A 26,474-nucleotide genomic window follows, 5' to 3' on the forward strand; every position below is an offset into this window, starting at 1 on the left:
GCATGAGAGCGTTCATTGCACGATGACCACTTCTTCGGTGTCGCCGCCGCCATTGGATGACGCCACGTGAACCTTGGCCGGTGGAATCGGCGAGATGCCGGTCGACAGGGATTTCACCGCGCCTTCGCCGATGAGGGCGCCGATGGCGACACCGGTGCCGGTGGTGACGGTGAGGACCGGTGGCGATGTTTCATCGCTGGTCGAAGCCACGACAGTGATCTGGCCGTTGCTCAGGCTGTACTCGGCCCGGGAGATCACCACCAGATCGGTCAGCGGCATGGACACGGAGGTTGGTGTGCTGGTGGGAATGGCCAGGTGGTTGTCAGCGGTCAGCGTCAGGCTGCTCGGCAGCGTCGGGTTGGTGGAGGATTGCGCGTACCAGTGGCCGGTCGTGTCGGCTTCGGTCAGGTTCAGCACCGGGCTGTTGCTGTCCAGGGTCACAGTGGCCGGTGGCGGTGGGGCCATGACGAACACATCCTGCTGGGCCACCGGTGCGCTTTCACCGGCTATGCGTGAGTAGGTGCTGCGCTCGGCAATGATCGGAGTGGGGCGGACCACCGTCGACAACTTGCCGGAAATGGCCATCACGGTCGTACGCAAGTCCAGCCCATTAGGCCCTTCGATGCGGATGTAGTTGGTGTTGTACGGGCTGCCGGTGAAGGCCTCCGACAGGTTTGGATCGCCCACGAATTGCTCGGCTTGACCAGTGACCGGGTTGGTCTCGGTATAGGGGCCGTTGACGCTGCGCAGGAACGGACCGATGTCGCTCTTGAGTGCGCCGTCATAGTTTTTCGGCGTGCCGATGCCGATGTCCCGGGTCATGTTGATCGCGCGGCTGCCACCGGCGGGAACGTCGAAGATGTCGACGCCGTAGGGGTGGGTGATGGTGTAGACGCCGGCGGTGGGCACGTCGACCCGGATGCGGATACGGCCAAAACTGACCTGGTCGCCTTCTTTCGGTTCTTCGGCGGCGAAGGCGGCTTCCACGGCGCTGACATAGGTCAGGTCGATGCCCCGGGCGGCATCGACGATGGAGCCGTCGCCGGTAAACCAGAACGCTTCATCGGGAAAATTGGTCGGGAAAACGATGGGCTGTGTATCGTCGAAAACACCGGGAACGGCGCCTAGAAGGCACATGTAGGACGGCGTGCCAGGAGCGCCGGGAACCCTGGAACTGACAGCTTTTGTCAAGCACAGGTCAAGGGTTCGGCCATGGCTGTCCTGATACCAGGAAGCGAAGCCACCCGTGGCTGGCTGGTAGGGACCAGGATCTACAGCAAACAGCGCAGCCTGGGCAGCGCCTTGGGCCAGAGCACTCACGATCAGGGCGATCGCGGTTTTGGACAGTAAAGGGTGCATGAGTATTCCCTCTATCAGAGTACCTGCCCCTTGGAAATGGGTCAGTTGGGAGGTCTTCGGCAACTCCCATGCCAACCGTAGAAAATGTCGGTGCGAGCCCCGGTACATAGAGGTTTGTGACGCGCTCGCGCAGGGAATCGCAAATGACCGGGCGGGCCTCTTTCCCCAGCTTTGGGGGTAGATGGGGGCGGCGGGGGGACTGGGGAATCGGGGGAGGAGTAGGACCCAGCGTCGGGCAATCTGCTGGCAGTGCGCTATAAACCTATAGGGGTTTTGCGGGAACACTGTCCATGACCATGTTTGCAAAGACACTGATATTCAACCAGGGCGAAGTTCGCTTGAACTCGCGCAAAGAGCCGTTCAATCTGCTGCGCTGGTTTTCGCTGATCAGCATGGCGGTAATCGGCACCGTGGCAGTGGCGCTGGGCTCGGTATCGACCAAATTCGTGATTACCGAAAGCGTGCAACGCGATGCCCTGCTGACCTCGCAATTCATCCAGGCGATTGCCTCCGCGGAGGTGCGCCATGTGTTGATTCCCAATGTGCGGACCATGGGCGAGCTGCTCGACCCGCGCAAGGACCGGGACTTTCCCGACGTCGACCCGCTGGCTCGCGCCAATGCCCGGGGCGAATTCCTCGACCACATTGAACATTTGCCGGATGTGATCCTGGCCAACGTCTATGCCCCCGACCGCATGATCATCTGGTCGACCAACCCGGCCCTGATGGGCACCACGATTCACGCCGACGAAGACCTGGACCAGGCCTTCGTCTCGAAGATGCCCGTGTCGGCCAGCTATCACGATGTCGACAAGGCCCGCATGGAACAGAAGTTCGTCACACCGCCGGAATTCATCTTCATCGAAAACTACATTCCGCTGTTCGATGCCGAAGGCAAGAACGTCACGGCGATGGTCGAGATCTACAAGGAACCCAAGGACCTGATCAGCCGGATGGAACGCGGCCTGGTGCTGATATGGATGGCCACGGCCCTGGGGGGCGGCCTGATCTACCTGGGGCTGTACTGGATCGTGCGGCGGGCGGCGATCCTGCTGGCGACGCAACAGAAGCAACTGATCACCAACGAAACCTTCGTGGCCCTGGGCGAAATGTCTTCGGCCGTGGCCCACAGCCTGCGCAATCCCCTGGCGACCATTCGCTCGAGTGCCGAACTGGCGCTGGAATTCGACACTGGCCCGGCGCACAAGAACATCAACGACATCATCGGCCAGGTCGATCGCATGTCGAAGTGGGTGCGCGAGTTGCTGCAATCCCTGCGCCCGCTCAATGACGACGTCGAAGCGGTCAACCTGGTGGCGGTGCTGCACGACAGCCTCACGGCTTTCGAACAGCAGATCGTCAAGGCCCGGGTCAATGTACTGTTCGAACCCATAGGCACGCCAATGGTGCTCAGTCAGCAGGTGCAGCTGACGCAGATCCTCAACAGTTTGCTGGCCAATGCCCTGGAGGCCATGGACGAAGGCGGTACCCTGACCCTCACCATGGCGCCCATCGATGCGCACAATGTTCGCGTGGTGGTCAGTGACACCGGCAAAGGCATGACCGAGGAGCAGCGACGCATGGCGTTCCGCCCGTTTTTCACCACCAAGCAGGGCGGGCTCGGCGTTGGACTGGTGCTGGTCAAGCGCATCATGGAGCGTTTTGGCGGAGCGGTGGCCCTTGAAAGCCTCGAGGGCGAGGGCACCCGCGTCAGCCTGACGTTCAAGCGCGTTCCCTGACAATGGGTGTGAACTTTCCCCGGTAGCGGGTGCCATTCCCCAGTCGATTTTCCCGATCGTGGCACATTGATGTTGATAAGCCATTGATTTGTGTAGTGTTAATACATTTGTATAAAACAGTTACAAGTTTGGCCGACTCCTTGCAAAAACCCCATCACCCCCTTCCCATATTCGAGACGGCTGGTGATGGACGCAAAAGCGCGGTACCCCTTCAGATGGTTTGGTCTGTTGACGCCCTTGAGCGTTGCCTTGACGATTTCACTCAGCACAGGGACCTTGCGCGCCAGCCCGATAGACGACGAGCGACAGCCGGAGCCGACTGATCCTTCCGCCTATTACGATGAACCTGAAGACAAGGCAGGGGCGCTGAATGCCATCCTGACCATGCCCGAGGCCAACGAGGATTCCTTCGACCTGCCCGACGGGGTCAAGGGCTCACGCGATACCGAGCGGGTGGAAAACGTTCTGCCGCCTGCGGTGCAAACCAGTTTCAACTACCCCACCAATGGCAAGCCGAGCCCGCTGTATGGCGCCCAGCCGTTCACTCAGCAACTGCTGCTGTTCGAAGAATTCGGCCCGGAGAAACTCGACCCCACCACACCGGCGGCGCCGTTGCCGTTTCCCCCGGCGGCCATTGGCCCGTTACCGGCGCAAGACCCCAACAGCGCGGCCCGCAGTGCACCGCCGGGACCCGCACTCGATGCCTTCCTGCGCCAGCCCGGGCTGACCCCGTTCCCCAGCCAGTACGCCAACGTGGTGGATCGCAACCCGTGGCAGGCGCAGATCGAGTACTTCCTCAACCGCCATGTTGGCTCGTCCGCCGAAGGCCGTCCGCCAGGAAAGGGCTGGTCCCACCAGCGCTGGAACGAGTTCTATCCGCAAAATGCCTACAAGACCGTGCAGACCGGCGCGCGGATCAACGGTGGCTTGCGTGACGCCCGGCAGATGCACGGCTATGCCGTGGGCGAGTTCGGCCCCGGTGGCCTGTATCACAACGTCGCCGGCGTAGCGACAACGGACGGCACGGCCAAAGGCGTCGATGCACGCTTTCACCCCAACATGCCGGTGCAGAACCACAACTCGGTGTGGACCTTCGATGGCACCCTGCCGCCCAAGCTGCTGATGGTCCGCTACGGCCAACCGCTGCTGATGCGCCATTACAACGGCTTGCCGATCGATCCGTCGGCGAACATGGGCTTTGGCCTGCACACCATCAGCACCCACGAACACAACGGCCACGCGCCGGCGGAAAGCGACGGGTATGCCAACGCGTTTTTCTTCCCCGGGCAGTACTACGACTATCGCTGGCCGATCCAGCTGGCCGGCTACGACAGCCTCAACACCGACGCCCATGATCCACGTGCGGCGTTCCCTTGCTCGCCAGGCGAAACCCTGTGGACCAATGACCTGAGCCCGAGCCGCAAGACCTGCGAGAACGGCACGATCAAGATTCGCGGCGACTGGCGCGAAACCATGAGCACCCACTGGTTCCACGACCACATGCTCGATTTCACCGCGCAGAACGTCTACAAGGGCAACGCGGCGATGATGAACTACTACAGCGCCCTGGACCGCGGCAACGAGTCGGTGAACGACGGCGTCAACCTGCGTTTCCCCAGCGGCAGTGCCTTGCCCTGGGGCAACCGCGACTATGACGTGAACCTGGTGTTCGCCGACAAGGCCTGGGATCAGAACGGCCAGCTGTGGTTCAACCCGTTCAACACCGATGGCTTCCTCGGTGACCAGATGCTGGTCAACTGGCAGTGGAAACCGAGCCTGGATGTGCGCGCTCGCAGCTACCGTTTCCGCATGCTCAACGGCTCGGTATCGCGCTACTTCAAACTGGCGTTGGTGCGGGAAATCAAGGGCACCAGCGGCGAGTTCCAGGGGCCCAAGGGTTCGGGTGTGTCCTATGCCCGCGTGCCGTTCCACATGATTGCCAACGACGGCAACATCATGGAACACAGCGTGCCGTTCGACGGCACCATGGACCTCGACGCCGACGGCGACAAACAGAACCACAACGCCATCCTGCCGACCCAGGGCATTGCCGAGCGTTTCGACATCATCGTCAACTTCGCCAAGAACGGCATCAAGCCGGGGGACAAGATTTTCTTCGTCAACCTGCTGGTGCATGACGACGGCAAGGGGCCGAAAGAGCCTGTCCCCCTGGCTGACGTGCTGTCGGAGAAATACCTGGCGGTGATCAAGCAAACCAGCAAGGGACCGATGTGGGACAAGGGCGATCCGGCAGTGGGCAAGGTGTTGCAACTCAACGTCAAACCCTACACCGGTCAGGACCTGGCCATGAACCCGGCGGCCTACGAGCCGGCCAAGCCGGGCAAGGCTGAAGGCCTGGTGATGATCCCGCTGAAGATCCATCGCGACAACGCCGCCGACAAGGCGCTGCTGGCCAAGGCCCGCCATCGCACCTTCACCTTCGGCCGTTCCGACGGCACCGATGAAGCGCCCTGGACAGTCAAGACCGACGGCGGCTTCGGCTTCCACATGGACCCTCGGCGCCTGAACGCGTCGACCCAGTTGGCCAGCGGACCCACCGATGCCGGGGTCGCCGGCTACGGCACCCTGGAGGTGTGGAATATCAAGGCCGGCGGCACGGGCTGGAGCCACCCGGTGCACGTGCACTTCGAGGAGGGGATCATCCTCAGCCGCGGCGGCAAGGCGCCACCGGAATGGGAAAAATGGGCCCGCAAGGACGTGTACCGCATCGGTTCGGAAAAGGATGGCCTGGACAGTGTCGAGATGGCGATCAACTTCCGCGAGTTCGCCGGGACCTACATGGAGCACTGTCACAACACCCAGCATGAGGACAATTCCATGCTGCTGCGTTGGGACATAGAAAAGCCCGGGCAATTCCAGTTGATGCCCACGCCTTTGCCAAGCTGGGACGGTGTGCGCTACGTCAACTCCGCCGCGCTGCCCACCTTCCGCACGGGCGATGGCCTGGGTCCGAAAGTGACGGTCAAACAATGAGACGGGAGGGTGTCGACATGAAGTTGCCTGGCGCACGTGCGCAAGCACTGGGCATGCATCTGGTGCTGATATTGGTGACGGGCCTGCTGGCCAGCCAGTTGCTGGTGGCCAACCCGGTGCCGTCGACACCCGCTCCCGTCACAGATACCGCCACCCCGTGGGGTGGCGATTATTTCCCCAACACCCTGCTGACCGACCAGGACGGTCGGCAGGTGCATTTTTTCGATGACCTGATCAAGGGCAAGGTGGTGGTGATCAATTTCATCTTCACCTCGTGCAGCGACTCCTGCCCATTGGAAACCGCGCGTCTGCGCCAGGTGCAGAAGCTGCTCGGCGACCGGGTCGGCAAGGACATCTTTTTCTACTCCATCAGCATCGATCCCTTGAGCGACACCCCCGAGGTGCTCAAGGCCTATGCGCAACGCTTCCAGGTCGGGCCGGGCTGGCAGTTTCTCACCGGCGAATTCGGCGACGTCACCGAGTTGCGGCAAAAACTCGGGTTGTTCATCGAAGGCGTCGACAACGGCCGCAGCAAGGACCACAACCTGAGCCTGATCGTCGGCAACCAGCAAACCGGTCGCTGGATGAAAGCCTCGCCCTTCGAGAATCCCTGGATCCTGGCCGACCAATTGGCCAATACCTTGCATAACTGGAAGCAGCCGAGCCTCGCCGAAAGCTACGCCAATGCCCCACAGATCCGCCCGCCGAGCAACGGCGAAGAACTGTTCCGCACCCGTTGCGCGTCGTGCCACAGCCTTGGCCCGATGGACGGGCAGGGCATCGGCATGCGCAGCATCGGTCCGGACCTGATCGGCGTGACCCGCCAGCGCGATTCGGCCTGGCTGAGCCGCTGGATCCGCGAGCCCGATCGCATGCTGGCCGAGAAAGACCCGCTTGCCATGGAGTTGTTCGAGCGCTTCGACAAGATCCCGATGCCCAACCTGCGCTTGGATGAGCGTTCGGCGCAGTCGATCATCGAGTTCCTCCAGGAAGAAACCGAGCGCCAGCAGCCGTTGCTCACGCCCCGGGTCGTCGGCGCCGAGGAGCCGCAACCCGCACACGCCATCGCCGCGCCCGACACGGCGCCGGTGCAATAGTGGCGAAATAGTTTTATCGGGCAGCCATTGCCGGTCAATGCCACCTACACTGATCGGGAACGGCTAAACAAGGCTTGTTTCAAGCAACCAGGGCATCTCATGCAGATACCGGAACCACCACAAGTACCTGCGCCGGATACGCCGGCCGCAGAGGGCAAGGATTGGCGACCGCCGTTCAACCTGGTGCGCTGGTTCTCCCTGGGGAGCTTTTTCATCATCGCCGGCGTGGCATTGGGGCTGGGCTATGTTTCCACGCGTTTCGTGGTCGAGGAGAGCATCGAGCGCGACTCCATGCTGACCGCGCAATTCGTGCAAGCCATTGGCGCGGCGGAAATTCGCCATGCGACGATTTCACCGGAGCGAACCATGGGCGAAATGCTGGACCCGCGTTCCGACATGGCCTATCCCGACGTCAACCCGGGCGCCCGTGCCGCTGCCCGCATCGAGTTCCTTGATCATATCGAACACCTGCCGGACCTTCTGCTGGCCACGGTATACGCCCTGGACCGCACTGTTGTCTGGTCGACCAACCCCGAGTTGATCGGTGTGCGCATCGAAGGCGACGAAGAACTCGACGAGTCCTTCGAAATGAAGGAAGCGGTGTCCACCAGCTACCACGAGATCGATGAGGAACGCCCCGAGCAGCGCCTGCTGCGTGAACCCCAGTACCTGTTCGTCGAGAACTACATTCCGATGTTCAACGCCGACAAAAGCAAAGTGATTGCCATGGTCGAGATCTACAAGGAGCCGGCGGACCTGGTAGCGCGCATCCAGCGCGGGTTCAAGGCGATCTGGCTGGCTACCCTGCTCGGCGGTGCGGTCATCTACCTGGGATTGTTCTGGATCGTTCGGCGCGCGGCCCTGCTGTTGCAGAGCCAGCAGAAACAACTGGTCGCCAACGAGACCTTCGTCGCCTTGGGGGAAATGTCCTCGGCGGTCGCCCACAGCCTGCGCAATCCGCTGGCCAATATTCGTTCCAGCGCCGAACTGGCCCAGGAAATTGCCAGCCAGTCCGCGCAGAAGAACATCGGCGACATCATCGGCCAGGTCGATCGCATGTCGCGCTGGGTCCGTGAGTTGCTGGTGTCCTTGCGCCCGGTCAACGACGACCACGAAGCCGTCGACCTGGTGCTGGTCATCGACGACACCTTGAGCGCCTTCGAACCACAGATTCGCCGCTCGAACGTCGAGGTGCGCTTCTCGCCCAGCGCGGTTCCGCCGGTTGTCAGCCAACAGGTGTTGCTCACGCAGATTCTCAATAGTCTGTTCGCCAACGCCCTGGAAGCCATGCCCAAGGGCGGTGTACTGAGTGTCGAAATCGAAACGTCGGTGCCCGATCAGGTGTGCATGATCCTCAACGACACCGGCAAGGGCATGACCAAGCAGCAACAACAAATGGTCTTCAAGCCGTTCTTCACTACCAAACAGGGAGGGTTGGGCGTGGGCCTGGCCCTGGTCAAAAGAATAATGGAGCGATTTGAAGGCTCGGTCGAACTGACCAGCCAAGAACAGGAAGGAACCCGCGTCTGTCTCAATTTCAAAGTGGCAACGGGAGGGGAATATGGAGCACAGCATACTGCTGGTCGAGGATGATGAGCTGCTCGCCGAGAATATCCAGACTTACCTTGAGCGCAAGGACTTCGAAGTGACTGTCTGCCACTCGGCCGAAGACGCACTGTCGCAGTTGAGCACCTTTGTTCCGGATGTGGTGCTGACCGACAACTCGTTGCCGGGCATGAGTGGCCATGACCTGATCCAGAAGCTGCGCATCAGCGCGCCGGATCTGAAAGTGATCATGATGACCGGCTACGGCAACGTCGAAGACGCCGTGGTGGCGATGAAAGAGGGTGCGTTCCACTACGTGACCAAACCGGTGGCGCTACCGGAGCTCAAGCTGTTGCTGGACAAGGCCCTGGCCACCGACCGGATGGAGCGAACCCTGTCGTTCTACCAGGAGCGCGAGGCGCAGAAATCCGGGGTGCAGGCATTGATCGGCGAGTCGGCCCCGATGGTCTACCTCAAGGGCACCATCGCCCAACTGCTCGACGCCGAGCGGCGCATGGCCAACACCGACCTGCCGCCGGTGCTGGTGGAAGGCGAGACCGGCACCGGCAAGGAACTGGTGGCGCGGGCGCTGCATTTTGACGGCCCGCGCAGCAAAGGGCCGTTCATCGAGTTCAACTGCGCCTCGATTCCTTCCAACCTGGTGGAATCGGAGCTGTTCGGGCACGAGAAGGGCGCCTTCACCGATGCCAAGGACCGTCGCCTGGGGCTGGTGGAAGCGGCTGACGGCGGCACGTTGTTTCTCGATGAAATCGGCGAAATGGACCTGATCCTGCAGGCCAAGCTGCTGAAACTGCTGGAAGACCGGACCATCCGCCGGGTCGGCTCGGTGAAAGAGCGCAAGGTCGATTTGCGGGTGATCAGCGCGACCAATTGCAACCTCGAGCAAATGGTCCAGCAGGGCAAGTTCCGCCGCGACCTGTTCTTCCGCCTGCGCATCATTTCGATCAAGGTGCCGCGCCTGTACGCCCGCGGTGAAGACATCCTGCTGCTGGCCCGGCACTTCCTGGCGACCCATGGCAAACGCTACGGCAAGCCGCACCTGCGTTTCAGTGAACAGGCCGAAGAGTTGCTGCTCAACTACACCTGGCCTGGCAATGTGCGCGAACTGCGCAACATGCTTGAGCAGACTGTCTTGCTGGCGCAACACGACACCATTGCCGCCCACCAGTTGAACGTGTGCCTGAGCCTGGTGGACGAGCCGGCGATGTTCACCCATGAACCGCCACCGAGCGAACCGCGTGCGTCCTATAACGGCAGCGAGTCGATGAACCTGCCGGAAGTGGAACGCGACATGGTGCGCAAGATGCTCGACAAGACCGACTGGAACGTCACCAAGTCCGCACGGCTTCTGGGCCTGAGCCGCGACATGCTGCGTTACCGGATCGAGAAACTCGGCCTGGCGCGCCCGGACAAGCGCCAGTGGTAGAGAAACCGTTGCGAGCCTGAAGCTGCAAGCAGCAAGTTGGAGCGGCCTTGTCTACAAGGCCGGGCTCTGATTGCCGAGGCAGGCGAGCATGCACGTCGGGTCGAGGACCTCCTGGTTCACATAGACGCCGTGTACGGCGTCATAGGTGCGAATGAACACGCGCACGGTGGTATCGGCCACCGTCGGCAAGCGGGAGTCGGAAAACACGTGCTGGCTCGACACCGGGGTGAACGTCTGGGGCGATGTAGGGATATAGGATCCCGGCGGCACCGTACTCATTGTCGGAGGAACCGGATGGGCAAAGGGCTGATCCGCTCCGTAGTAGCTGAATTCACTGCTCGATTCTTCGGTTTGCATCGCAGTGTCGTCCGCCTGTGCGCTGCTGGCAACCAGGCAGAGGGCAAGTAACAGCGTCGGTACGGTTGTGTTCATGGCAGCACCTGCGGCATCGGTTTATGCGCGTTTCCCCAAGGTCATTAACTATAGCGTTCCCGTGGGCGAACGTTGGCAAGGCGCGGTTTACACAATCGCAACAATGCTCCGATGGGGTGGTTTGCAGCCATGGACTAGACTCGGGCCGGTCAAACCTGTACCCGATTCTGGAGCGTGCAATGGAAATGCCGTCAAAACAACAAGCCATCGCCAGCAACCGCGATGCCTGGAATGATTCCGCCCGTCACCACAAGGAGACCGCGCAATGGCAGGCGCTATTGAGCGCGGTGACTCAGGCCGACTTTTCCTGCCTGGATGAAACCCTCATCGGTGTATTGAACCCAGTCGGTATCGACGGCAAGGACGTGGTGCAGCTGGGCTGTAACAACGGCCGGGAAAGCCTGTCGCTGTTTGCCCTGGGGGCTCGCCATGTGGTGGGGGTAGACCAGTCCGTGGCCTTTCTCGAACAGGCGCGGGAACTGGCATCACGTTCGCCCCATTCGCCTGAGTTCATCGAGGCCGACATTCACCACCTGCCACAATCGCTGCAGGGGCGATTCGATGTGGCCCTGGTCACCATCGGCGTGTTGAACTGGATGCCCGACATCGGCGAATTCTTTCGCCATGCGGCGCAAACACTCAAGCCCGGTGGCGCGCTGGTGCTTTACGAAACCCACCCGTTCCTGGAAATGCTAGACCCCCAAGCCCCCGATCCCTACCGCCTGGCCAGCTCGTACTTTCGCCACGAACCTTTTGTCCAGAACCAACCGATTGTCTACGAAGGCAAAGTCGAGCAACAGGCCGCGCCGTCCTACTGGTTCGTCCACACCCTGGGCGCGATCTTCAGCGGCGCCCTCGAAGCGGGGCTGCAGATCAGCCATTTCAGGGAGTACCCGCATTCCAACCGCGAGGAACTCTATGATCGCTACGAAGCGCAGGAGGCGCAGGTGCCGATGTGTTTTACCTGGGTGGCGGTGAAGCGTTGAACCGGGGGTTGGCGCGGTGCATCTGCAGCACCGCGTAATGTTCTTCGCTTTTGTAGGAGCCAGGCTGCCGGCGAACCAGGCGCTGAAGTGCATTTGGGGAAGAAAGGGCGGAAGAAAGGATACGGATTTTTTTGCCCTGCTTTACGTCTGCTATTGGCCGATTCTGTTGAAAAAGTCGGTTCTTCCAGACCGCCCACATACTGTCCGCTGAAAATGCGTTCTTTGCGCGCTGCTACGCGAAATCTGAGCCCGAAATCCTCTGCTGAAAGTAAAGATTTCAATCTCAAGCGCGTACTTTTTTACCGTGGAAACGATGGCCGACTTTTTCAACAGAATCGGCCGTTCTCTGCCCGTCGCGAGCGGCAGAAAACGACCCTTAGCTGCCGGTCAGCATTGGCTAAAAATGGATGACTGCTGCTTGTCGTTGCGGTGCAATCCTTTGCACGCAGTGGTTGCTTCTATTGGCTGATGATTGCTGCTGAACCAAGCACTTGAAGTTGTGCGGATTCAGATGCGGTGGTGGTGATGGTAAATAACATTTTTCGTGTCGCGCTTGGAACTGACCATTCGTAGGAAAGGGTTTGAGTTTGTCCATTTGAGGGCGATTGCGTTTGCTCGTTTTTTACCAGTGTTGAGGTAAACGGAGGGGGCGGATTTGCGACCATTCCAGTGAACAGCTTGATAGCGGTCTCCGTACTTGCCCTGCGGACATGTAAGGCGCAAAAATTCTTGCTGCTAGGAAGCGCTAACACAAACGTTCCGTACTTGTCTGGAACAGACCAAGCGTCGCCAGGATCACCTGCCAGAAACAGCACCGCCTTTTCGGGAGGAAGGCTAGGGATTGGCCTGAGCTTTTCTCGGAGTGCTTCCAGATTTGGAAGGTTCTTCATGCAAAGCGATGCGTAAATTTTGGCGAACGAGTTGGCTTGATCATCACCTTCGCTGGCAAGGCAAGCATTCGTACCTAGAGTGAACATGAGTAAAGTGGCGAAAATTCTGGACATGCGAACCCTCCCTGGAGATACCACGATCAAGCTAAGCAGGATTTCAGAGAGTTGCCATCCAAATCATATGCCTCCCTAAAAATGCAGAGACCAGAAAGGTTCGAGACTCAAATTATAGAGTCCGCTCCTGGCCGTTTTCTGCCTGTCTCGGTGCCCCTGACCGACTCCGCATGAACACCGCGTGAACTAGGACAACTTCCAGCCACAGCCAGTAAACTGCAGGCCGCAGCTGGATCAGGGAGGAGCGTCACATGTACATAGGTGAACTGGCTAGGTTGTCGGGGTGCACTGCCAAAGCCATTCGTTTGTATGAGCAGATGGGCCTGCTGAGCCCGCAGCGCCGTGGCAGTTATCGGTTGTACACGGCCCATCATCTGACGCTGGTGCAGATGATCCGCACGGCCCAGGCGGTGGGGTTTAAACTGGGGGAGATGAGCGAGCTGCTGGCGGCCAAGCAACACAAGGCACCGTTTCCCCTGGCGCTGGCCAATCAGGGCATCGAGGTCAAGCGCCTGGAACTGCAAGCGCAGATCCTGGCCTTGCAGGATCGGGAGCGGCAACTGACTCTGTTGCAACAACATATCAACCAGCAATTCGCCTCCACGCCAGTGCCTGGCGCCGGGCCTGGTATCAGCGCGCCAACAGGTGCGCAAACGCCTGCTTGAGAGCGTCCTGCGGCGAGCGCGGCTGGTAGCCCAGTTCTTTGATGGCCTTGTCGATGCAGTAGACCTGGCGCACTCCATAAAACATCCGCACCTGGCTGAGCAGCAGCTCGGCTGGCTGGCCGGTGTAGCGTGCCCGCTGTTCCTGCAGCCAGGCGATCAGCAACAGCAAGGCTTTGGGTACGCGGCGCGGCAGGCGATAGCCGGGGCATAACGTGTTGAGCGCCTCGATCACCTCAGCCAGTGATGAGGCCCGCTGATTGGCCAGTAGGTAGCGCTGGCCGGGACGGCCTTGTTCAGCGGCGCAGATCAGACCATCGGCCACGTCGCGCACATCGACAAAGTTGAAATGAAAGTTTGGGTCCATCACCAGCTTGCGCGCCAGCACGGCGGCAAGAAATCCCATCGTGTCGGTCAGCAGCCGCGTGGCATGAGGGCCGATGATTGCCGAGGGCAACACCGCGACCATCGGCAGGTCACAGGCCTGGGCGGTTTCCCAGGCCGCGCGTTCAGAGAGGATTTTCGAGCGGTAGTACGGGTTGTCCTGGTCGTTGTTCCAGCTGCTTTCATCCAGGCGCTGGCCGTTGTGTCCCACCGCTGCCACGGAGCTCACATAGACCACGCGCCGGACCCCAGCATCTGCCGCGGCCCGCAGTACATTGCGCGTGCCTTGTACGTTGACGTCGACGATCTCGGCCTGCGGGTTCCTCGCCCAGTGCTTGAACACTGCCGCTACTTGATACAGCACGTCCACCCCCTGCATGGCTTGGCGCAGGGAGTCAGGGTCCTGCAGTTCGGCGCGTACCACCTGGCAGTCGAGCCCGTTCAGGGCTGCGCTTCTCTGCGGGTCACGGACCCCGGCGCGCACCTGTTGCTCCCGGGCGAGCAGTGCCCGGATCAGGGTGTTGCCCAGATGCCCATTGGCACCGGTGACCAGCGATAATGTATTCATGGATTGCCTTATCCGCTGACGGCGGAACCTGATATGGACAAGGCAGGGTAGGGGTTGCCCCAAGGGACAGAGTCAAGCGCTGGCGTCAGGACCAGGCACTTTAAAGATCATCGTTTTTGTGAAATCACACCACCCATGTATTGATTCAAATCGCGCAGATCCTTAACGCTCCATGAGTGCGGTGATAGCTTTACACCATTCTCACGCAAGGTTCTTGGAATTAAGTCGCCATTTGGGCGAAGTATTATCGAAGAGACAATCACGCCCGGATAATCATTCAATCGCTTTTTGAAAGCGGACGTTGTCAGATCAGGCGTAGGCGGATTGCTTTTATTGGCCAGTGGTCCTGTTGCCTTGAGATCTGTTCCGTGGCACATGCTGCATCGCTGTAGATAGAGATTTTTTCCATTGGCATTATCCGCGAAGGCCAGTGAAGTTTGAGTCAGCGATAAAATTCCTAGCGAAGCGATGAATAGTATTTTCATTTTTTTTATCTTCCTTGATGGGCTCAGCGTCGATCGGACGCGATCTGGTGCGCGGGAAAGATATCAGCCGTCGCGTCAGCACCCAAGCGGCCTGATCGACCCTTGGCTGGGGTCGATCAGGGGAGTGTCCTAAAAACTCCATTCCTTAGCCTGAACGACTCGGCAGAATGGCCCCGCCAAAGTTGCATTGTGGTGGGCAATGATGGCCTCTGCTTTAAGCGTTGGAGTATCAGAGCAGGTATGCCCATCGGCGATGAGTACAGCATCGAAGCCCAAATCGCGGGCAGCACGGCAAGTGCTGTCTACGCAGTATTGAGTTTTCATGCCTGTCACGACGATGCCTTCACAGCCGCGTTCGCGTAGCTGACCGGCCAACCCGGTCGCCACAAAGGCGTTGGGACGATTTTTCTCAAAAATTACTTCGTCACCCATTAGCTGCAACTCTGGGACAAGCTCGGTGAGCGGACTGCCCGGCTCAATAGGAGATCGGCATTCGGCACCCTGGCTTCCAGGCCGAGAGTTTTCAACATCTGGTACACCGTCGCGACCGAGGCCGACAGTACGGGTTTATCGAGACGATCCTGTACCACCTGAATCGCTGGCAGCGAAGGCATTTGCACACAACACGACAGCACCACACCGTCGGCCTGGCCGATATTCAGCTTGTCAGCGTGGGCCACCAGATTCATCGGATCCAGGCGACCAACCTCAAGGTTGTCGGACACCTCAAGGCTGATGGAGTCGACCACTTCGATGCCGGCGGCCTCAATGTAGTCGATGACCTGCTGGGTCAGCGGTTTCATATACGGCGTGATGATCGAAATTTTCTTGTAGGCAAGCATGTTCAAGCTGTCGATCAGCGCGCCGGCGGAACTGAGCACCGGAGCGTTCGACCGGTTAGCAGCAACGGTTTTGCTCAGGCGTTCTTGCGAGACTTTGTGATAGCCCGGGCCCTGGCACATGATTGCCACAAGGCACGCGTAGGCCATGACATCTACCCTAGCGTCGCTCAGTTCCAGCGCGCACTGGTCGCTGTCGATGTCCATTTTTTTTAGCTCCTCGGGACTGACATGCATCATGCGCATACGCGAAGAGTGGAAGGTGAAGCGCTCTTCAGGAAACAGTGAGCAACGCGAAGTGAGCATTGCCGGGATCTCGGTTTCCATTGTTGTGTTCGAGCTGGGTACGATTTGACCTATTCGAAAGTTTTTCATGGGGCGTCCTCTGTAGTGTGATCTTAGTTGCCGCTGGTGAGTTGAGTGCCTTTGGTTTCCTGAGTGTGAACACCAGACGGCGGTGTTGACGTAGAAAACGGAGGCCAGGGAAATGGAGGCAGTGAAGCCAATGAGTGGGATCAGGATTGGTACTAGTTTGATCTCGGCGATAGCTTCGCACCCTAAGTTGAAGCACAAATTTGACGCGGGTGAACGAATATTGATCGGGAACAATTCTGATGCGCCAACAAAAGTGATCTGCATGCGAATGCTTTTGTGCAATCGATTTTAGGAACAGGGAACGTCGTCGTATATCAAGCATTTACGAGCTTGCCATCGCGTATGGCGATGGCAGTGAGGCGGTATGAGTCGGCGCCAAAGGTGTAATGCGGGACTGGCAGGTAAATGGAAACTGGTGGGATGGTGCTGGTCTTTTGAAGGTTTTGTCGGCGCTTGCTTAAAACTTTTCTTTGAATAACTGCTCCAGGCCGATTCTGTTGAAAAAGTCGGCCATGGTTTCCACGGCAGAAAAGTAAACGCTTGAGATTGAAATCTTGACTTTGTGCAGAGGATTCCGGGCTCAGATTTCGCGTAGCTGCGCGCAAAAAAGGCATTTTCAGCAGTCAGTACGCGGGCAGTCTGGAAGTACCGACTTTTTCAACACAATCGGCCGATTGCCGACCTTCACGAAGGGCAGCAAACGACCCAGGCTGTGTGAAAACACCTGCAATTGTCTAATCTTCTGATCGTCGAGATCGTAGCGGGGGCGATCATGAAGCGATTTATTGTAGGTGAGGCTCGGACGCAAGTTACCTTGCTGCCGGAGTGTCTGGACGATTACGTGGCCGAAGAAAATCCAGTGCGCGTGGTCGATGTTTTCGTCGATGAACTCGACCTGGGCGCAGTTGGTTTTGAGGGCGTCGATCCTGCCGCAACTGGTCGTCCGGCCTATCACCCAGCGGTGTTGCTGAAGATCTATACGGCTATCTCAATCGGATTCAGTCCAGCCGCCGACTTGAACGTGAGGCCGAGCGCAACGTCGAGTTGATGTGGCTAACGGGGCGTTTGACTCCGGACTTCAAAACCATTGCCGACTTTCGCAAAGACAACGGCAAAGCCATTCGCAGCGTATGCCGCCAGTTCGTAGTTCTTTGTCGCAACCTCAATCTCTTCTCCCAATCGATCATCGCCATCGACGGCAGCAAATTCAAAGCCGTCAATAATCGCGACCGCAACTTCACTCAAGGCAAGGTGAAGGCACGCATGCAGCAGATCGAGTAGAGCATTGATCGATATCTGGCGGCAATGGATTCGGCGGATCGGGCAACGCCCGAAGTGGCCGAGGCCAAAGCAGAGCGGCTTAAAGAAAAGATAGAAACACTGAAAAAGCAGATGCAGAAACTCAAGGACATCGAGGCGCAGCTCCACGAAAGTCCAGACCAGCAGATCTCCCTCACAGACCCAGATGCACGTTCAATGGCCACGAGCGGCGGAGGCACCGGAACGGTCGGCTATAACGTACAAACAGCTGTCGACGACAAACACCATCTGATCGTTGCCCATGAGGTGACTAACGTTGGTAATGATCGTGGGCAACTGAGCAATATGGCGAACCAGGCGCGTGAAGAAATCGAGGCTGAATCGCTAACGGTGGTGGCCGACCGAGGCTACTACAAGGGCTTGGAAATCCTTGCCTGCGAGCAAGCCGGCATCACTACCTTCGTACCGAAACCCCTGACATCCGGCAGCAAAGCCGAAGGCCGATTCGGCAAGCAGGATTTCATCTACCTTACTGCGTCGGACGAGTATCGATGCCCTGCGGGGCAGTTACTAACCAGGCGGCATTCGTCGATGGAAGACGGCATGTTATTGCATTGTTACTACTACTCGGGCTGCCAGTCCTGCTCAATGCAAAAGCAATGTACGACGGGTAAGGAGCGCCGTGTGAAGCGCTGGGAGCATGAGGCGGTAATCGACGCAATGCAGGCTCGGCTGGAGCACGACCCAGGGAAGATGAAGGTTCGCCGCCAGACTGTTGAGCATCCTTTTGGAACGCTCAAATATTGGATGGGAGCCACCCACTTCCTGACCAAAACACTTCCGCGGGTAAGTACCGAAATGAGCATTCATGTGCTCGCCTACAACCTCAAACGAATGATGAGCATCTTCGGCATCGCAGGACTGCTTGAAGCGATCAGGGCGTGAATCCAGCTGCTTGCTCGCCCGTTAGTAGCCGTTTGGGCCGCTGACGCGGCCCAAGCGGCATTACGAACGTTTATGTAGCTGACTAAGGTAATTCGCACTTCCGCCCGCTTATCCCACAGGCAATCCTCGCGACTCTCAGTTTTCGACGTATTTAGCGCGTTTTCACACAGCCTGGACCCATAGCTGACAGTCGACCTGCAACCCTAGGCTGGGTTGAGCGCAGCGAAATCCATCAATCGCTCTTACCGCTCATTCGCAGAAGTCGAAAATCAAGTTTCCGTACGGGGCACGATGGGCAGTAACTCGCCATGCGAACCAGGGCATAGGCGTTGTCATCGCTCATGCAAGGGGGTGCAATTAAGAGGGGTAGCCCATTGGGCCTGCTCCTCGCGGATGACTTCGGCTGCCGCGGCAATCTCGCCGCGCAGCCAGCGGTGCGCCGGGTCGGTGTGGCGGCGCTCGTGCCACACCAGCGATACTGTGAAGCGGGCCTCTTCGACCGGCGGTTCGAGCACCTGCAAGGGTAGCTCTTTGACGATTCGGCGTGCAGTCAGCTCGGCGATGGTGCCGATCAGATTGGATTCGGCGACCAGGCGATAAGCCAGCAAGAAATGCGGCACGGTCACCGAGGTCTTACTTCGCACCCCGTACTTTTCGTAGAGACCGTTAACCGCCTCCTTCACCGCGCCGTGATGGCTGCTGATGCGCAGGTGACGACCAGCTTGGAACTGTTCGAGTGACAGGCTGCCGTCGATTTCGGGATGACCAACGCGCACTATGGCCTTCAGCCGGTCCGAGAACAGCTTGCGCACGTAGAAATTGGGCGTCGCGGTCTCTTCATTCCACAGGACCAGGTCGATCTCGTTGTTCTTGAGGGCGAGGAGGTCGTCCTGTGGCTTCAACGGCTTGATGCTCAACTCGACCCCAGGGGCGACCTCACTCAGCCGCTTCACCAAGATCGGCAGCAGGATGAAGCCGATGTAGTCGGTAGTGGCAATGTGGAACACGCCATCAAAGCTCGCCGGATCGAACGCCTCGACGGGGCGCACCAGCGCTTCGATGGCATCAAGCGCGCGCCTCAAGGGCTCGGCCAACTCGAGCGCGCGCGGCGTCGGCACCATGCCGCGTCCAGCCGACACGAATAGCGGATCGCGAAACAGCTCGCGCAGCCGGCCGAGTGTATGGCTGACCGCCGACTGCGTCATGTGCAACTGCTGCGCAGTACGCGTGACGTTGCATTCCTTGAGCAGGGTGGCGAATACCTGCAGCGACTTCAAATCGACGTTGTGCAAAGTTTCTCCCCCGCGCTACCACGCGCCGCTAGCACAGACCGAGCGCGCGCGCGTGATGACGAAAATGGTCTTCAATAACGGTCGAGATGAAATAGTACCCGTGATCATAGCCGGCTTGGCGACGCAGTGTCAGCGACTGCCCGGCCTCGCTACAGGCGACTTCAAACAACTCGGGCCTGAGCTGCACCTCGAGGAATTGATCGGCCAGCCCCTGGTCGATCAGGATCTCGCCCGGATAGGGCTCGCCCAGCGTTTTGAGCAATTCGCACGCGTCGTGGCGTTTCCACACTTCACGATCGTCCCCGAGGTAGCAGCCGAACGCCTTCTCGCCCCACGGCACGCGGCTCGGCGCGACGATAGGTGCGAACGCCGACAGCGACTTGAACCTGTCCGGGTACTTGAAGGCCAGTGTCAGCGCGCCGTGGCCGCCCATCGAATGACCAAAGATCCCCGTGCGTGTGATATCGACCGGAAAATGTTCGGCCAACATTCTGGGGAACTCGCCCGCGACGTAGCTTTCCATCCGGTAGTGGCGCGACCACGGTTCGCGGGTCGCGTCGATATAGAAGCCGGCGCCGGTGCCGAAATCCCAATCCACATCCTCGCCGTCGATGTTCGCACCGCGCGGGCTGGTGTCGGGGGCCACGAGCGCGATGCCAAGTTCTGCCGCCACTCGCTGTGCGCCAGCCTTGATCATGAAGGTCTCTTCGGTGCAGGTCAGGCCGGCAAGGTAGATCAATACCGGCACCTTGCCGTGTTCGGCCTGCGGCGGCAGGTATACCGAAAAGCGCATGCTCAGGCCGATGGCGCACGAGTCGTGCTGATAAAAGCCCTGGCTGCCGGAAAAGCAGCGGTGCTGGCTTAGGGTTTCCATGTTTTCTCCAAAAAAGTGCGGGCGGCGCTGTGGATACCGTCGCCCGCCAAGGGTCAACCCCAAACTTAGTACACGACTACAGAGCGAATCGACTCGCCGCGCTTCATCAGATCGAAGCCATCGTTGATCTGATCAAGGGTCAGCCTATGGGTAATCATGTCGTCGATGCTGATGCGATTTTCCATATACCAGTCGACGATCTTCGGCACGTCGGTGCGGCCGCGTGCACCGCCGAAAGCCGAGCCCTTCCACTCGCGGCCTGTGACGAGCTGGAATGGCCGGGTGCTAATCTCCTCGCCAGCGGCGGCGACGCCGATTAGGATCGACTGGCCCCAGCCTTTATGGCAGCACTCAAGCGACTGGCGCATGGTGTTGACGTTACCGATGCACTCGAACGCGTAGTCTGCGCCGCCGTCGGTGAGCTGGATGATTGCGTCGACGACGTTTTCGACCTCCTTCGGATTGATGAAGTGGGTCATGCCGTACTTGCGTGCCATTTTCTCACGTGCCGGGTTGATATCGACGCCGATGATCTTACCGGCGCCGACCAGCTTCGCGCCCTGGATCACGTTGAGGCCTATACCGCCGAGGCCGAAGACAACTACGTTGGCGCCCGCCTCGACTTTGGCGGTGAAGATCACCGCGCCCAAGCCCGTAGTCACGCCGCAACCGATGTAGCAGACGGTGTCGAACGGCGCGTCTTCGCGGATTTTTGCCAGCGCGATCTCCGGCACTACGGTGTAGTTCGAGAAGGTCGATGTGCCCATGTAATGCAGGATCGGCATGCCGTCGAGCGAGAAGCGGCTGGTTGCGTCCGGCATTAGCCCGCGGCCCTGCGTGGAGCGGATTGCCTGGCATAGGTTGGTCTTCTGTGACAGGCAGTACTTGCACGTGCGGCATTCCGGCGTGTACAGCGGGATCACATGGTCGCCCTTTTTCAGAGTCTTCACGCCAGGGCCGACGTCGACCACCACTCCGGCGCCCTCGTGGCCGAGAATGGCGGGGAATAGGCCTTCGGGGTCGGCGCCAGACAATGTGTAGTAGTCGGTGTGGCAGATGCCGGTGGCTTTCAGTTCGACCAGCACTTCGCCCTCTTTCGGACCTGCTAGATCGACGGTTTCGATGGTCAACGGGGCCCCGGCTTTCCAGGCGACTGCGGCTTTGGTTTTCATTTTTCGCTCCAGGAGGGTCCGATTACAACGGACAAGTAATGAGTCATGCAGTCGCAGTCTTTTCTACTGTCTCTGCCTCAGGTTTCTTCTTTTTGTTTTGCTGTACTCCGTTGAACAGCAAATTCAGCAGTACCGCAGAAATGGCTGCCAGTACGATCCCGCTTTGCAGCAGCGGCGCCATTTCCACCGGGAATTTGTCGAAAAAGTGTTTGGCGAAGACCGGGGCCAGGCCGATGCCGACGCTGACGGCCACGGTAAAACCGTTAAGTGGCTGGTTCACGAAGTCGACATGGCTGAGTATCTTTATGCCAGCCATCGCAATCATGCCGAACATGATCATGCCGACCCCACCGAGCACGAAGACCGGCACCGAGGCGACCACGGCGGACAGCTTCGGAATCAGCGCCAGCACGATCAGGACCACACCGCCCATTGCACAGACCCAGCGACTGCGCACCCCAGTTACTTCCAACAGGCCGACGTTTTCCGAGTAGGAGGTGTACGGGAAGATGTTGAAGATCGAGCCGATCACGGCACCCAGACCATCGGCCCGGAAACCGCGCACCAGATCCGCCTGCGTCATCTGCTTGTCTGTCATCCTGCCGACCGCCATGAACACGCCGGCGGTTTCGATCACGTTGACCAGCATTACGACCGTCATGCTCACGATTGCCCAGAAATCGAACTTGAGTGCGCCGAAATGAAAGGGTGCCACCAGACCGAACCACGGCGCTTCGCTCACTCCGTCGAAGTGGACCTCGCCCAGCAACAGGCAGACCGCCACCCCGAAGCCGATACCGAGTAGCACTGAAACATTGTTGAGAAAGCCGCGGGCGAACTTGGCCATCAACAGAATGAACATCAGCACCGCGAACGCTACGGCGATATACAGTGGGTTGCCGAAATCGGGGTTACCATATCCACCGCCAGCCCAAGTCACGCTTACTTCCATCAGCGAAACGCCGATGGCCAAGAGGATTGTTCCGACTACCACCTCCGGGAAGAAGCGCAACATCTTCGCGATCAAGGGTGCTATCAAGATGACGATGGCGCCTGCCACCAACATGGCACCGAATACGCCTGGCAAACCCAAGCCGGGCTTGGCGCCGATGGCGATCATCGCGCCGATACCGGTAAACGAGACACCCATCATGATCGGCAGCTTCACGCCGAACCAGCGCACCCCCACCGTCTGCACGATGGTGATCAGGCCGGAAACGAAAAGGTCGGCGCTGATCAGAAAGGCAATCTCGCTCTTGGACAAGTTCAGCGCGCCGCCGATGATCAGCGGCACCGCGATCGCGGCGGCGTACATCACCAGCACATGTTGAAAACCGAGTATGGACAGACGTCCCAGCGGTAGCGCTTCATCCGCAGAACAACGAGACCCGGAGGGGTAGTAACGTTTGGTTTTCATCTTGCTGCCTCTCATTTTACTTTTTGTATTAGATGGCTTAGCTAGGCTGCTGCTGTTTCGAAAATGCCGGACATCACGATGAATCCCGGCAAACGTTTTACTCGGTCGGTCCAGCGACGCAGCGCCGGGTAGTCGATTAGAGAGATGCCGCCCTCATCGGACAGCATTACGTAGGGGAAGCAGGCAATGTCGGCGATGGTCGGGTGATCGCCGCGACAGATCCAACCGCCATCCTCCTGCTCGGAGAACCACAGTCGCTCGTCGAGCGCCCTGAACAGCGCGTGGGCGCCAGCGCGCGCCTTGTCGGCGTCGAGCTCGTAACGCAACAAGTCGTGCAGACGCGCTGCCGACGCGGTGCTGGTGATGCCGTCGGCGAACGCCAGCCACATATTGACCTCGGCCAACGAATGCGGATCGTCGGTCGGATACCAGAGTCCGCTGCCATCGTAACGCGCAGCCAGATAGGTCAGGATCGCCTGCGCGTCGCGTAGCACGAAGCCGTCGTCGTCGAGCACCGGCAGTTGGCCGAGCGGGTTGATCGCGAGAAAGGTGTCGCTCTTGTGTTCCTTGCCCGGGAAGAACTCGACGCCGAGTTTCTGGTAGTCAAGGCCGAGCATGTTCATGAAGAGGCGCAACTTGTAGCAGTTGCCTGACAGTTCGTAGTCGTACAGTGTGATCATTTTCCACTCCCTTACAGGTCGAGAACCAAGAGTTCGGAACGGCTGCGCGATACGCATGGCATCAGGCAGCGCTGGCTCTGTTTTTCGTCTTCGTTTAGGTAGACGTCGCGATGCTCAGGCTCGCCGTCAACCACCCCGGTGCGACAGGTACCGCACACCCCCTGCTCGCACGAGGTATCGAGCACGATGCCGTGCGCCTTCAGCGTGTCGGACAAACTGACGCCGGCCGGTACGACGAATTCGGCGCCGCTTGTTTGGAGCCTCACGCGGAAGGGCTTGTCCGCGTCGTGCGACACCTCGTTAGCAAACAGTTCGAAGTGGACGCGCGCGTCAGCGATGCCGTTGACCGCCGCCCGTTCTCGCACCAAGTCGATCAACGGACGTGGCCCGCATACGTAGACGTGGTGCTCCGAGCCTGCTGCGATGAACGCTGCATCGACTGCGTCGCGCGTGGCATCCACTGTCAGACCCGTATGTAGCTGCAGGCCGTCCAGCTCGGCGAGGCGATCTTTGAAGGCGACATGCTCTTTGCTGCGCGCAAAATAGTGGAGCGCGTAAGACAGGCCTGCATGTTGCAGCGAGGCGCCCATCGCCAGGATCGGGGTGATGCCGATGCCGCCTGCGATCAGCACGCCGCCCTCGTCCGGGACGAGAGGGAAGTGGTTTTTCGGTGCCGCCACGGTCAAGCTGTCGCCGACTTGCAGCGACTCGTGCAGCGAACGCGATCCACCGCGCGACGCCGGTTCGAGCTTCACGCCGATCACCAGGTGGTCGCGCTCGCCCGGTGCATTCACCAGCGAATATTGGCGCACGAGACCGTTCGGCGTATGCACGTCAAGATGCGCGCCTGCGTCGAAGTCAACGCGTTCGCCATCCAACAGCGCCAGCTTGAACGCGACGATGTCCTCGGCGGTATTCCAGCGCGCCGCGACAGTCGTCCGGATCAAGGTTCTGCCGCTGGAAGCGGTGTTTCGGGAAGCGCTTTGGACGATGGGAATCAAGTGCAATTTAGCCACGGCCTCAGCCAACGGAGGATGGCCCGCGGATGATTCACGGTTTTCCACATGGCGACGTAGCGTCGTCAGTAGGCGGTTGTGCCAGCGCAACGTCTCACGCTCGTCCATGCCGACAAGGTTGGCTGAGCCATGCACGATGGTCTTGGCCTCGTTCGCTGGCTGCAGCCAGAAGCGTACTTCGCGACCGCCCGACCCAGTCTGCCATGCTAGGTCGATCTCGGCGCGGTTTTGCAACAGCGCGCTCGAGCCAGGCACGGCGTCCTCATCGTAGTCGGCGTAGCGAGCCAGTTCAGCGGCGACCACGTCGAGGCCCGCGTTGAAGGTCAGGCTGCGCAATGCGAGCGGCAATGGGGTGAACTCAGGCGAGAACGCTACGGCGCAGGAGTTCGTCCCCTTCGCCTCCAGGCTGACCCACACGTAGCCGTTCGCTTCCGTCGCCGCAAACGTCTGCGCACACAAGCTTGGCGGGGGGGCGGTCTGGCTTGTGGCGGGAATGAAGGTGCAACGACCGTCGCCGCTCTGGTACTGCCAACCATGGTACTGGCAGCGCAGTTTCTTGCCGGTGTTCACGCCGAGCGTGAAGCGTACGCTGCGGTGCGGGCAACGGTTTTCCCAGGCGTTCACACGGCCGTCGTCGGTACGCCACAGCGCGAGCTCGACGCCATGCAGTTGACCTTGAAAGACGTGGCGCATGTGCAGGTCGTCAGTGCGTGCCACCGGGTACCAGGTGTTCTCTTGCGTGTTCATGCTGTACTCCTCTTCGATGGTCGGCGTGATCAGGCGGCGCGGTAGGTGCCGTAGACGACACCCTTATCGGACAGCCAGCGGCGGTAGGCGGCCGACATCGCGTCGGCACGCGTCGGCACCTCGAACTTCGGATCAAGAGGCAAGGTTCGCGGCAGGTGGTTGGACAGGATCATCAGATCCTGGCCGACGATGGTCTGCTGGAACAGACGTAGCTCGCTGTCGGTGTGGACGTCGTCGATGCAGGCCAGCAAGAGATGGGCGACACACCAGTCTTCACTCAAGGGCTGGGTAAACAGACAGATGACATCGCGCCGCGTCGAGTCGGACACGCTGGTCTTATAGAGGATGGAAGCCAGGGGGCGAACTACTCGATAAATGTACTGTGCGTCGATACCGCCCGTGGCAGCCGCGCCGGCCATCGGCTGGTAAAAGGAGCAATCATTGGCAAAAATCTCGTCGTTCTCTTTATCGAGAACGACTTGGTACGGCTTGACATCGGTATGCGGCACTTCGCCCAATAGGCCTCCATGGACGTACGGAAAATGCGCCATATCGAGGAAGTTCTCGACCACGCGCAGACCGGAAGCATGGATCTGCATCGAACCCAGGCCAAGCACACGCCGGTCGGACTCGTTGAACTCGGGTAATGCGAAAAAGCCCTTGTCTGGCTGGCCGAGTGATATCCAGTGGGTGTGGTAGCAGGTCTGCGTGCGGCACGACGTGCCGCTGCCGTCGGCGAGACGCGCGCTGAACACGCCATCAGCATCGCGGCCGTATTCAATCTCGCAACCCAGAACGCGGGTGCGGTACTGAGAACCGTTTTTTAGATCCGCCTCCACCGCGACTGGATACCATTCGTTCCAGACTGCTGCCTCGATCTCCATCTTTTCCTCCTCTTACTGTTCTGAATACGGCTCTGTCACCGTCCTGTAGGGCAACAATAAGAGGGGGGATTGAGATCTAACTAACGCCTATGGTTCATTCCAGTTATGAAAACTTTTCATACGTCTGTTCGGAAGCCTTGTATGTGAAATATCGACGATTTTTCTCTTTGCTTACTAGAAAGCGCGCCGACCCTTACCGGGCTCGAAATGGCACTCCGTCGAATCGTATCAAGCGGGTATGTCACCAACGATGGACGTCTTCTTCTTCAAT

At 59.4% G+C, this 26,474-nt stretch carries 20 protein-coding genes and 2 pseudogenes; 8 read left to right on the forward strand and 14 right to left on the reverse strand.

Annotated features, from left to right (window positions below):
- Positions 1–12: 12 nt before the first annotated feature.
- The gene (locus NQL71_RS12745) at positions 13–1,359 is read right to left on the reverse strand and encodes a hypothetical protein (RefSeq protein ID WP_274642725.1); all 1,347 of its coding nucleotides are present in this window, start codon (positions 1,357–1,359) and stop codon (positions 13–15) included.
- A gap of 290 nt (positions 1,360–1,649) precedes the next feature.
- Between NQL71_RS12745 and NQL71_RS12750 the strand changes: the two genes are divergently transcribed.
- From NQL71_RS12750 to NQL71_RS12770, 5 genes are all read left to right on the forward strand, one after another.
- Entirely contained in the window at positions 1,650–3,098 is a 1,449-nt protein-coding gene (locus NQL71_RS12750; protein WP_077182963.1) for a sensor histidine kinase, read from the forward strand.
- Between the two features lie 186 nt (positions 3,099–3,284).
- Entirely contained in the window at positions 3,285–6,092 is a 2,808-nt protein-coding gene (locus NQL71_RS12755) for a multicopper oxidase domain-containing protein (RefSeq protein ID WP_274642837.1), read from the forward strand.
- A gap of 17 nt (positions 6,093–6,109) precedes the next feature.
- The gene (locus NQL71_RS12760; protein ID WP_274642726.1) at positions 6,110–7,189 is read left to right on the forward strand and encodes an SCO family protein; all 1,080 of its coding nucleotides are present in this window, start codon (positions 6,110–6,112) and stop codon (positions 7,187–7,189) included.
- A gap of 99 nt (positions 7,190–7,288) precedes the next feature.
- Positions 7,289–8,782 carry a sensor histidine kinase gene (locus NQL71_RS12765; protein ID WP_077182966.1) on the forward strand — a complete coding sequence of 498 codons (1,494 nt, stop codon included), beginning with the start codon at positions 7,289–7,291 and terminating at the stop codon, positions 8,780–8,782.
- Complete coding sequence (locus NQL71_RS12770) at positions 8,751–10,181, forward strand: sigma-54-dependent transcriptional regulator (protein WP_077182967.1); 1,431 nt, start codon at positions 8,751–8,753, stop codon at positions 10,179–10,181. The genes NQL71_RS12765 and NQL71_RS12770 overlap by 32 nt, the downstream gene beginning before the upstream one ends.
- A 51-nt stretch (positions 10,182–10,232) precedes the next feature.
- Here NQL71_RS12770 and NQL71_RS12775 read toward each other — a convergent pair whose 3' ends face one another.
- Entirely contained in the window at positions 10,233–10,613 is a 381-nt protein-coding gene (locus NQL71_RS12775; protein WP_046816263.1) for a hypothetical protein, read from the reverse strand.
- 179 nt (positions 10,614–10,792) lie between these two features.
- Between NQL71_RS12775 and NQL71_RS12780 the strand changes: the two genes are divergently transcribed.
- On the forward strand, positions 10,793–11,599 hold the full coding sequence (locus tag NQL71_RS12780) for a class I SAM-dependent methyltransferase (protein WP_274642727.1): 807 nt from the start codon (positions 10,793–10,795) through the stop codon (positions 11,597–11,599).
- A gap of 458 nt (positions 11,600–12,057) precedes the next feature.
- Here the strand turns inward: NQL71_RS12780 and NQL71_RS12785 are convergent, their stop codons facing one another.
- Positions 12,058–12,603, reverse strand: coding sequence for an NMCC_0638 family (lipo)protein (locus NQL71_RS12785; RefSeq protein WP_274642728.1), 546 nt, complete (start codon positions 12,601–12,603; stop codon positions 12,058–12,060).
- A gap of 251 nt (positions 12,604–12,854) precedes the next feature.
- On the opposite strand from NQL71_RS12785, the gene NQL71_RS12790 reads away from it, so the two are divergent.
- Positions 12,855–13,268 carry a MerR family transcriptional regulator gene (locus tag NQL71_RS12790; RefSeq protein WP_077182650.1) on the forward strand — a complete coding sequence of 138 codons (414 nt, stop codon included), beginning with the start codon at positions 12,855–12,857 and terminating at the stop codon, positions 13,266–13,268.
- Here NQL71_RS12790 and NQL71_RS12795 read toward each other — a convergent pair.
- The 4 genes and pseudogenes from NQL71_RS12795 to NQL71_RS12810 form a co-directional block, all read right to left on the reverse strand.
- Positions 13,234–14,217, reverse strand: coding sequence for an NAD-dependent epimerase/dehydratase family protein (locus tag NQL71_RS12795; RefSeq protein WP_274642729.1), 984 nt, complete (start codon positions 14,215–14,217; stop codon positions 13,234–13,236). The two genes, NQL71_RS12790 and NQL71_RS12795, sit on opposite strands and share 35 nt — an antisense overlap.
- A gap of 107 nt (positions 14,218–14,324) precedes the next feature.
- Positions 14,325–14,702: a c-type cytochrome gene (locus NQL71_RS12800; RefSeq protein WP_077182651.1), complete on the reverse strand. Its 378-nt coding sequence runs from the start codon at positions 14,700–14,702 to the stop codon at positions 14,325–14,327.
- 129 nt (positions 14,703–14,831) lie between these two features.
- A pseudogene (locus NQL71_RS12805) lies at positions 14,832–15,188 on the reverse strand (isochorismatase family protein); the annotation flags it as partial.
- Complete coding sequence (locus NQL71_RS12810; RefSeq protein ID WP_274642730.1) at positions 15,134–15,916, reverse strand: maleate cis-trans isomerase family protein; 783 nt, start codon at positions 15,914–15,916, stop codon at positions 15,134–15,136. The pseudogene NQL71_RS12805 and the gene NQL71_RS12810, both read right to left, overlap by 55 nt.
- Before the next feature lie 772 nt (positions 15,917–16,688).
- On the opposite strand from NQL71_RS12810, the pseudogene NQL71_RS12815 reads away from it, so the two are divergent.
- Positions 16,689–18,121, forward strand: a pseudogene (locus NQL71_RS12815) (IS1182 family transposase).
- Between the two features lie 332 nt (positions 18,122–18,453).
- Here the strand turns inward: NQL71_RS12815 and NQL71_RS12820 are convergent.
- The 7 genes from NQL71_RS12820 to NQL71_RS12850 form a co-directional block, all read right to left on the reverse strand.
- Positions 18,454–19,413 carry a LysR family transcriptional regulator gene (locus tag NQL71_RS12820; protein WP_274642731.1) on the reverse strand — a complete coding sequence of 320 codons (960 nt, stop codon included), beginning with the start codon at positions 19,411–19,413 and terminating at the stop codon, positions 18,454–18,456.
- Positions 19,414–19,441: 28 nt separating this feature from the next.
- Positions 19,442–20,287 (reverse strand): S-formylglutathione hydrolase, encoded by an 846-nt coding sequence (fghA, locus tag NQL71_RS12825; protein WP_274642732.1) that lies wholly within the window; start codon positions 20,285–20,287, stop codon positions 19,442–19,444.
- Between the two features lie 65 nt (positions 20,288–20,352).
- Positions 20,353–21,459, reverse strand: coding sequence for an S-(hydroxymethyl)glutathione dehydrogenase/class III alcohol dehydrogenase (locus NQL71_RS12830; RefSeq protein ID WP_274642733.1), 1,107 nt, complete (start codon positions 21,457–21,459; stop codon positions 20,353–20,355).
- 43 nt (positions 21,460–21,502) lie between these two features.
- Complete coding sequence (locus NQL71_RS12835; protein ID WP_274642734.1) at positions 21,503–22,876, reverse strand: nucleobase:cation symporter-2 family protein; 1,374 nt, start codon at positions 22,874–22,876, stop codon at positions 21,503–21,505.
- 41 nt (positions 22,877–22,917) lie between these two features.
- A complete protein-coding gene (locus NQL71_RS12840) occupies positions 22,918–23,556 on the reverse strand; it encodes a glutathione S-transferase family protein (protein WP_274642735.1) in 639 nt (212 codons plus the stop codon).
- A gap of 11 nt (positions 23,557–23,567) precedes the next feature.
- Positions 23,568–25,319 (reverse strand): Rieske 2Fe-2S domain-containing protein, encoded by a 1,752-nt coding sequence (locus tag NQL71_RS12845; protein ID WP_274642736.1) that lies wholly within the window; start codon positions 25,317–25,319, stop codon positions 23,568–23,570.
- 29 nt (positions 25,320–25,348) lie between these two features.
- Entirely contained in the window at positions 25,349–26,203 is an 855-nt protein-coding gene (locus tag NQL71_RS12850) for an aromatic ring-hydroxylating oxygenase subunit alpha (RefSeq protein WP_274642737.1), read from the reverse strand.
- Between the last annotated feature and the right edge of the window lie 271 nt (positions 26,204–26,474).

Source organism: Pseudomonas serbica (assembly GCF_028823535.1).
GTDB classification, from domain to species: Bacteria; Pseudomonadota; Gammaproteobacteria; order Pseudomonadales; family Pseudomonadaceae; genus Aquipseudomonas; species Aquipseudomonas serbica.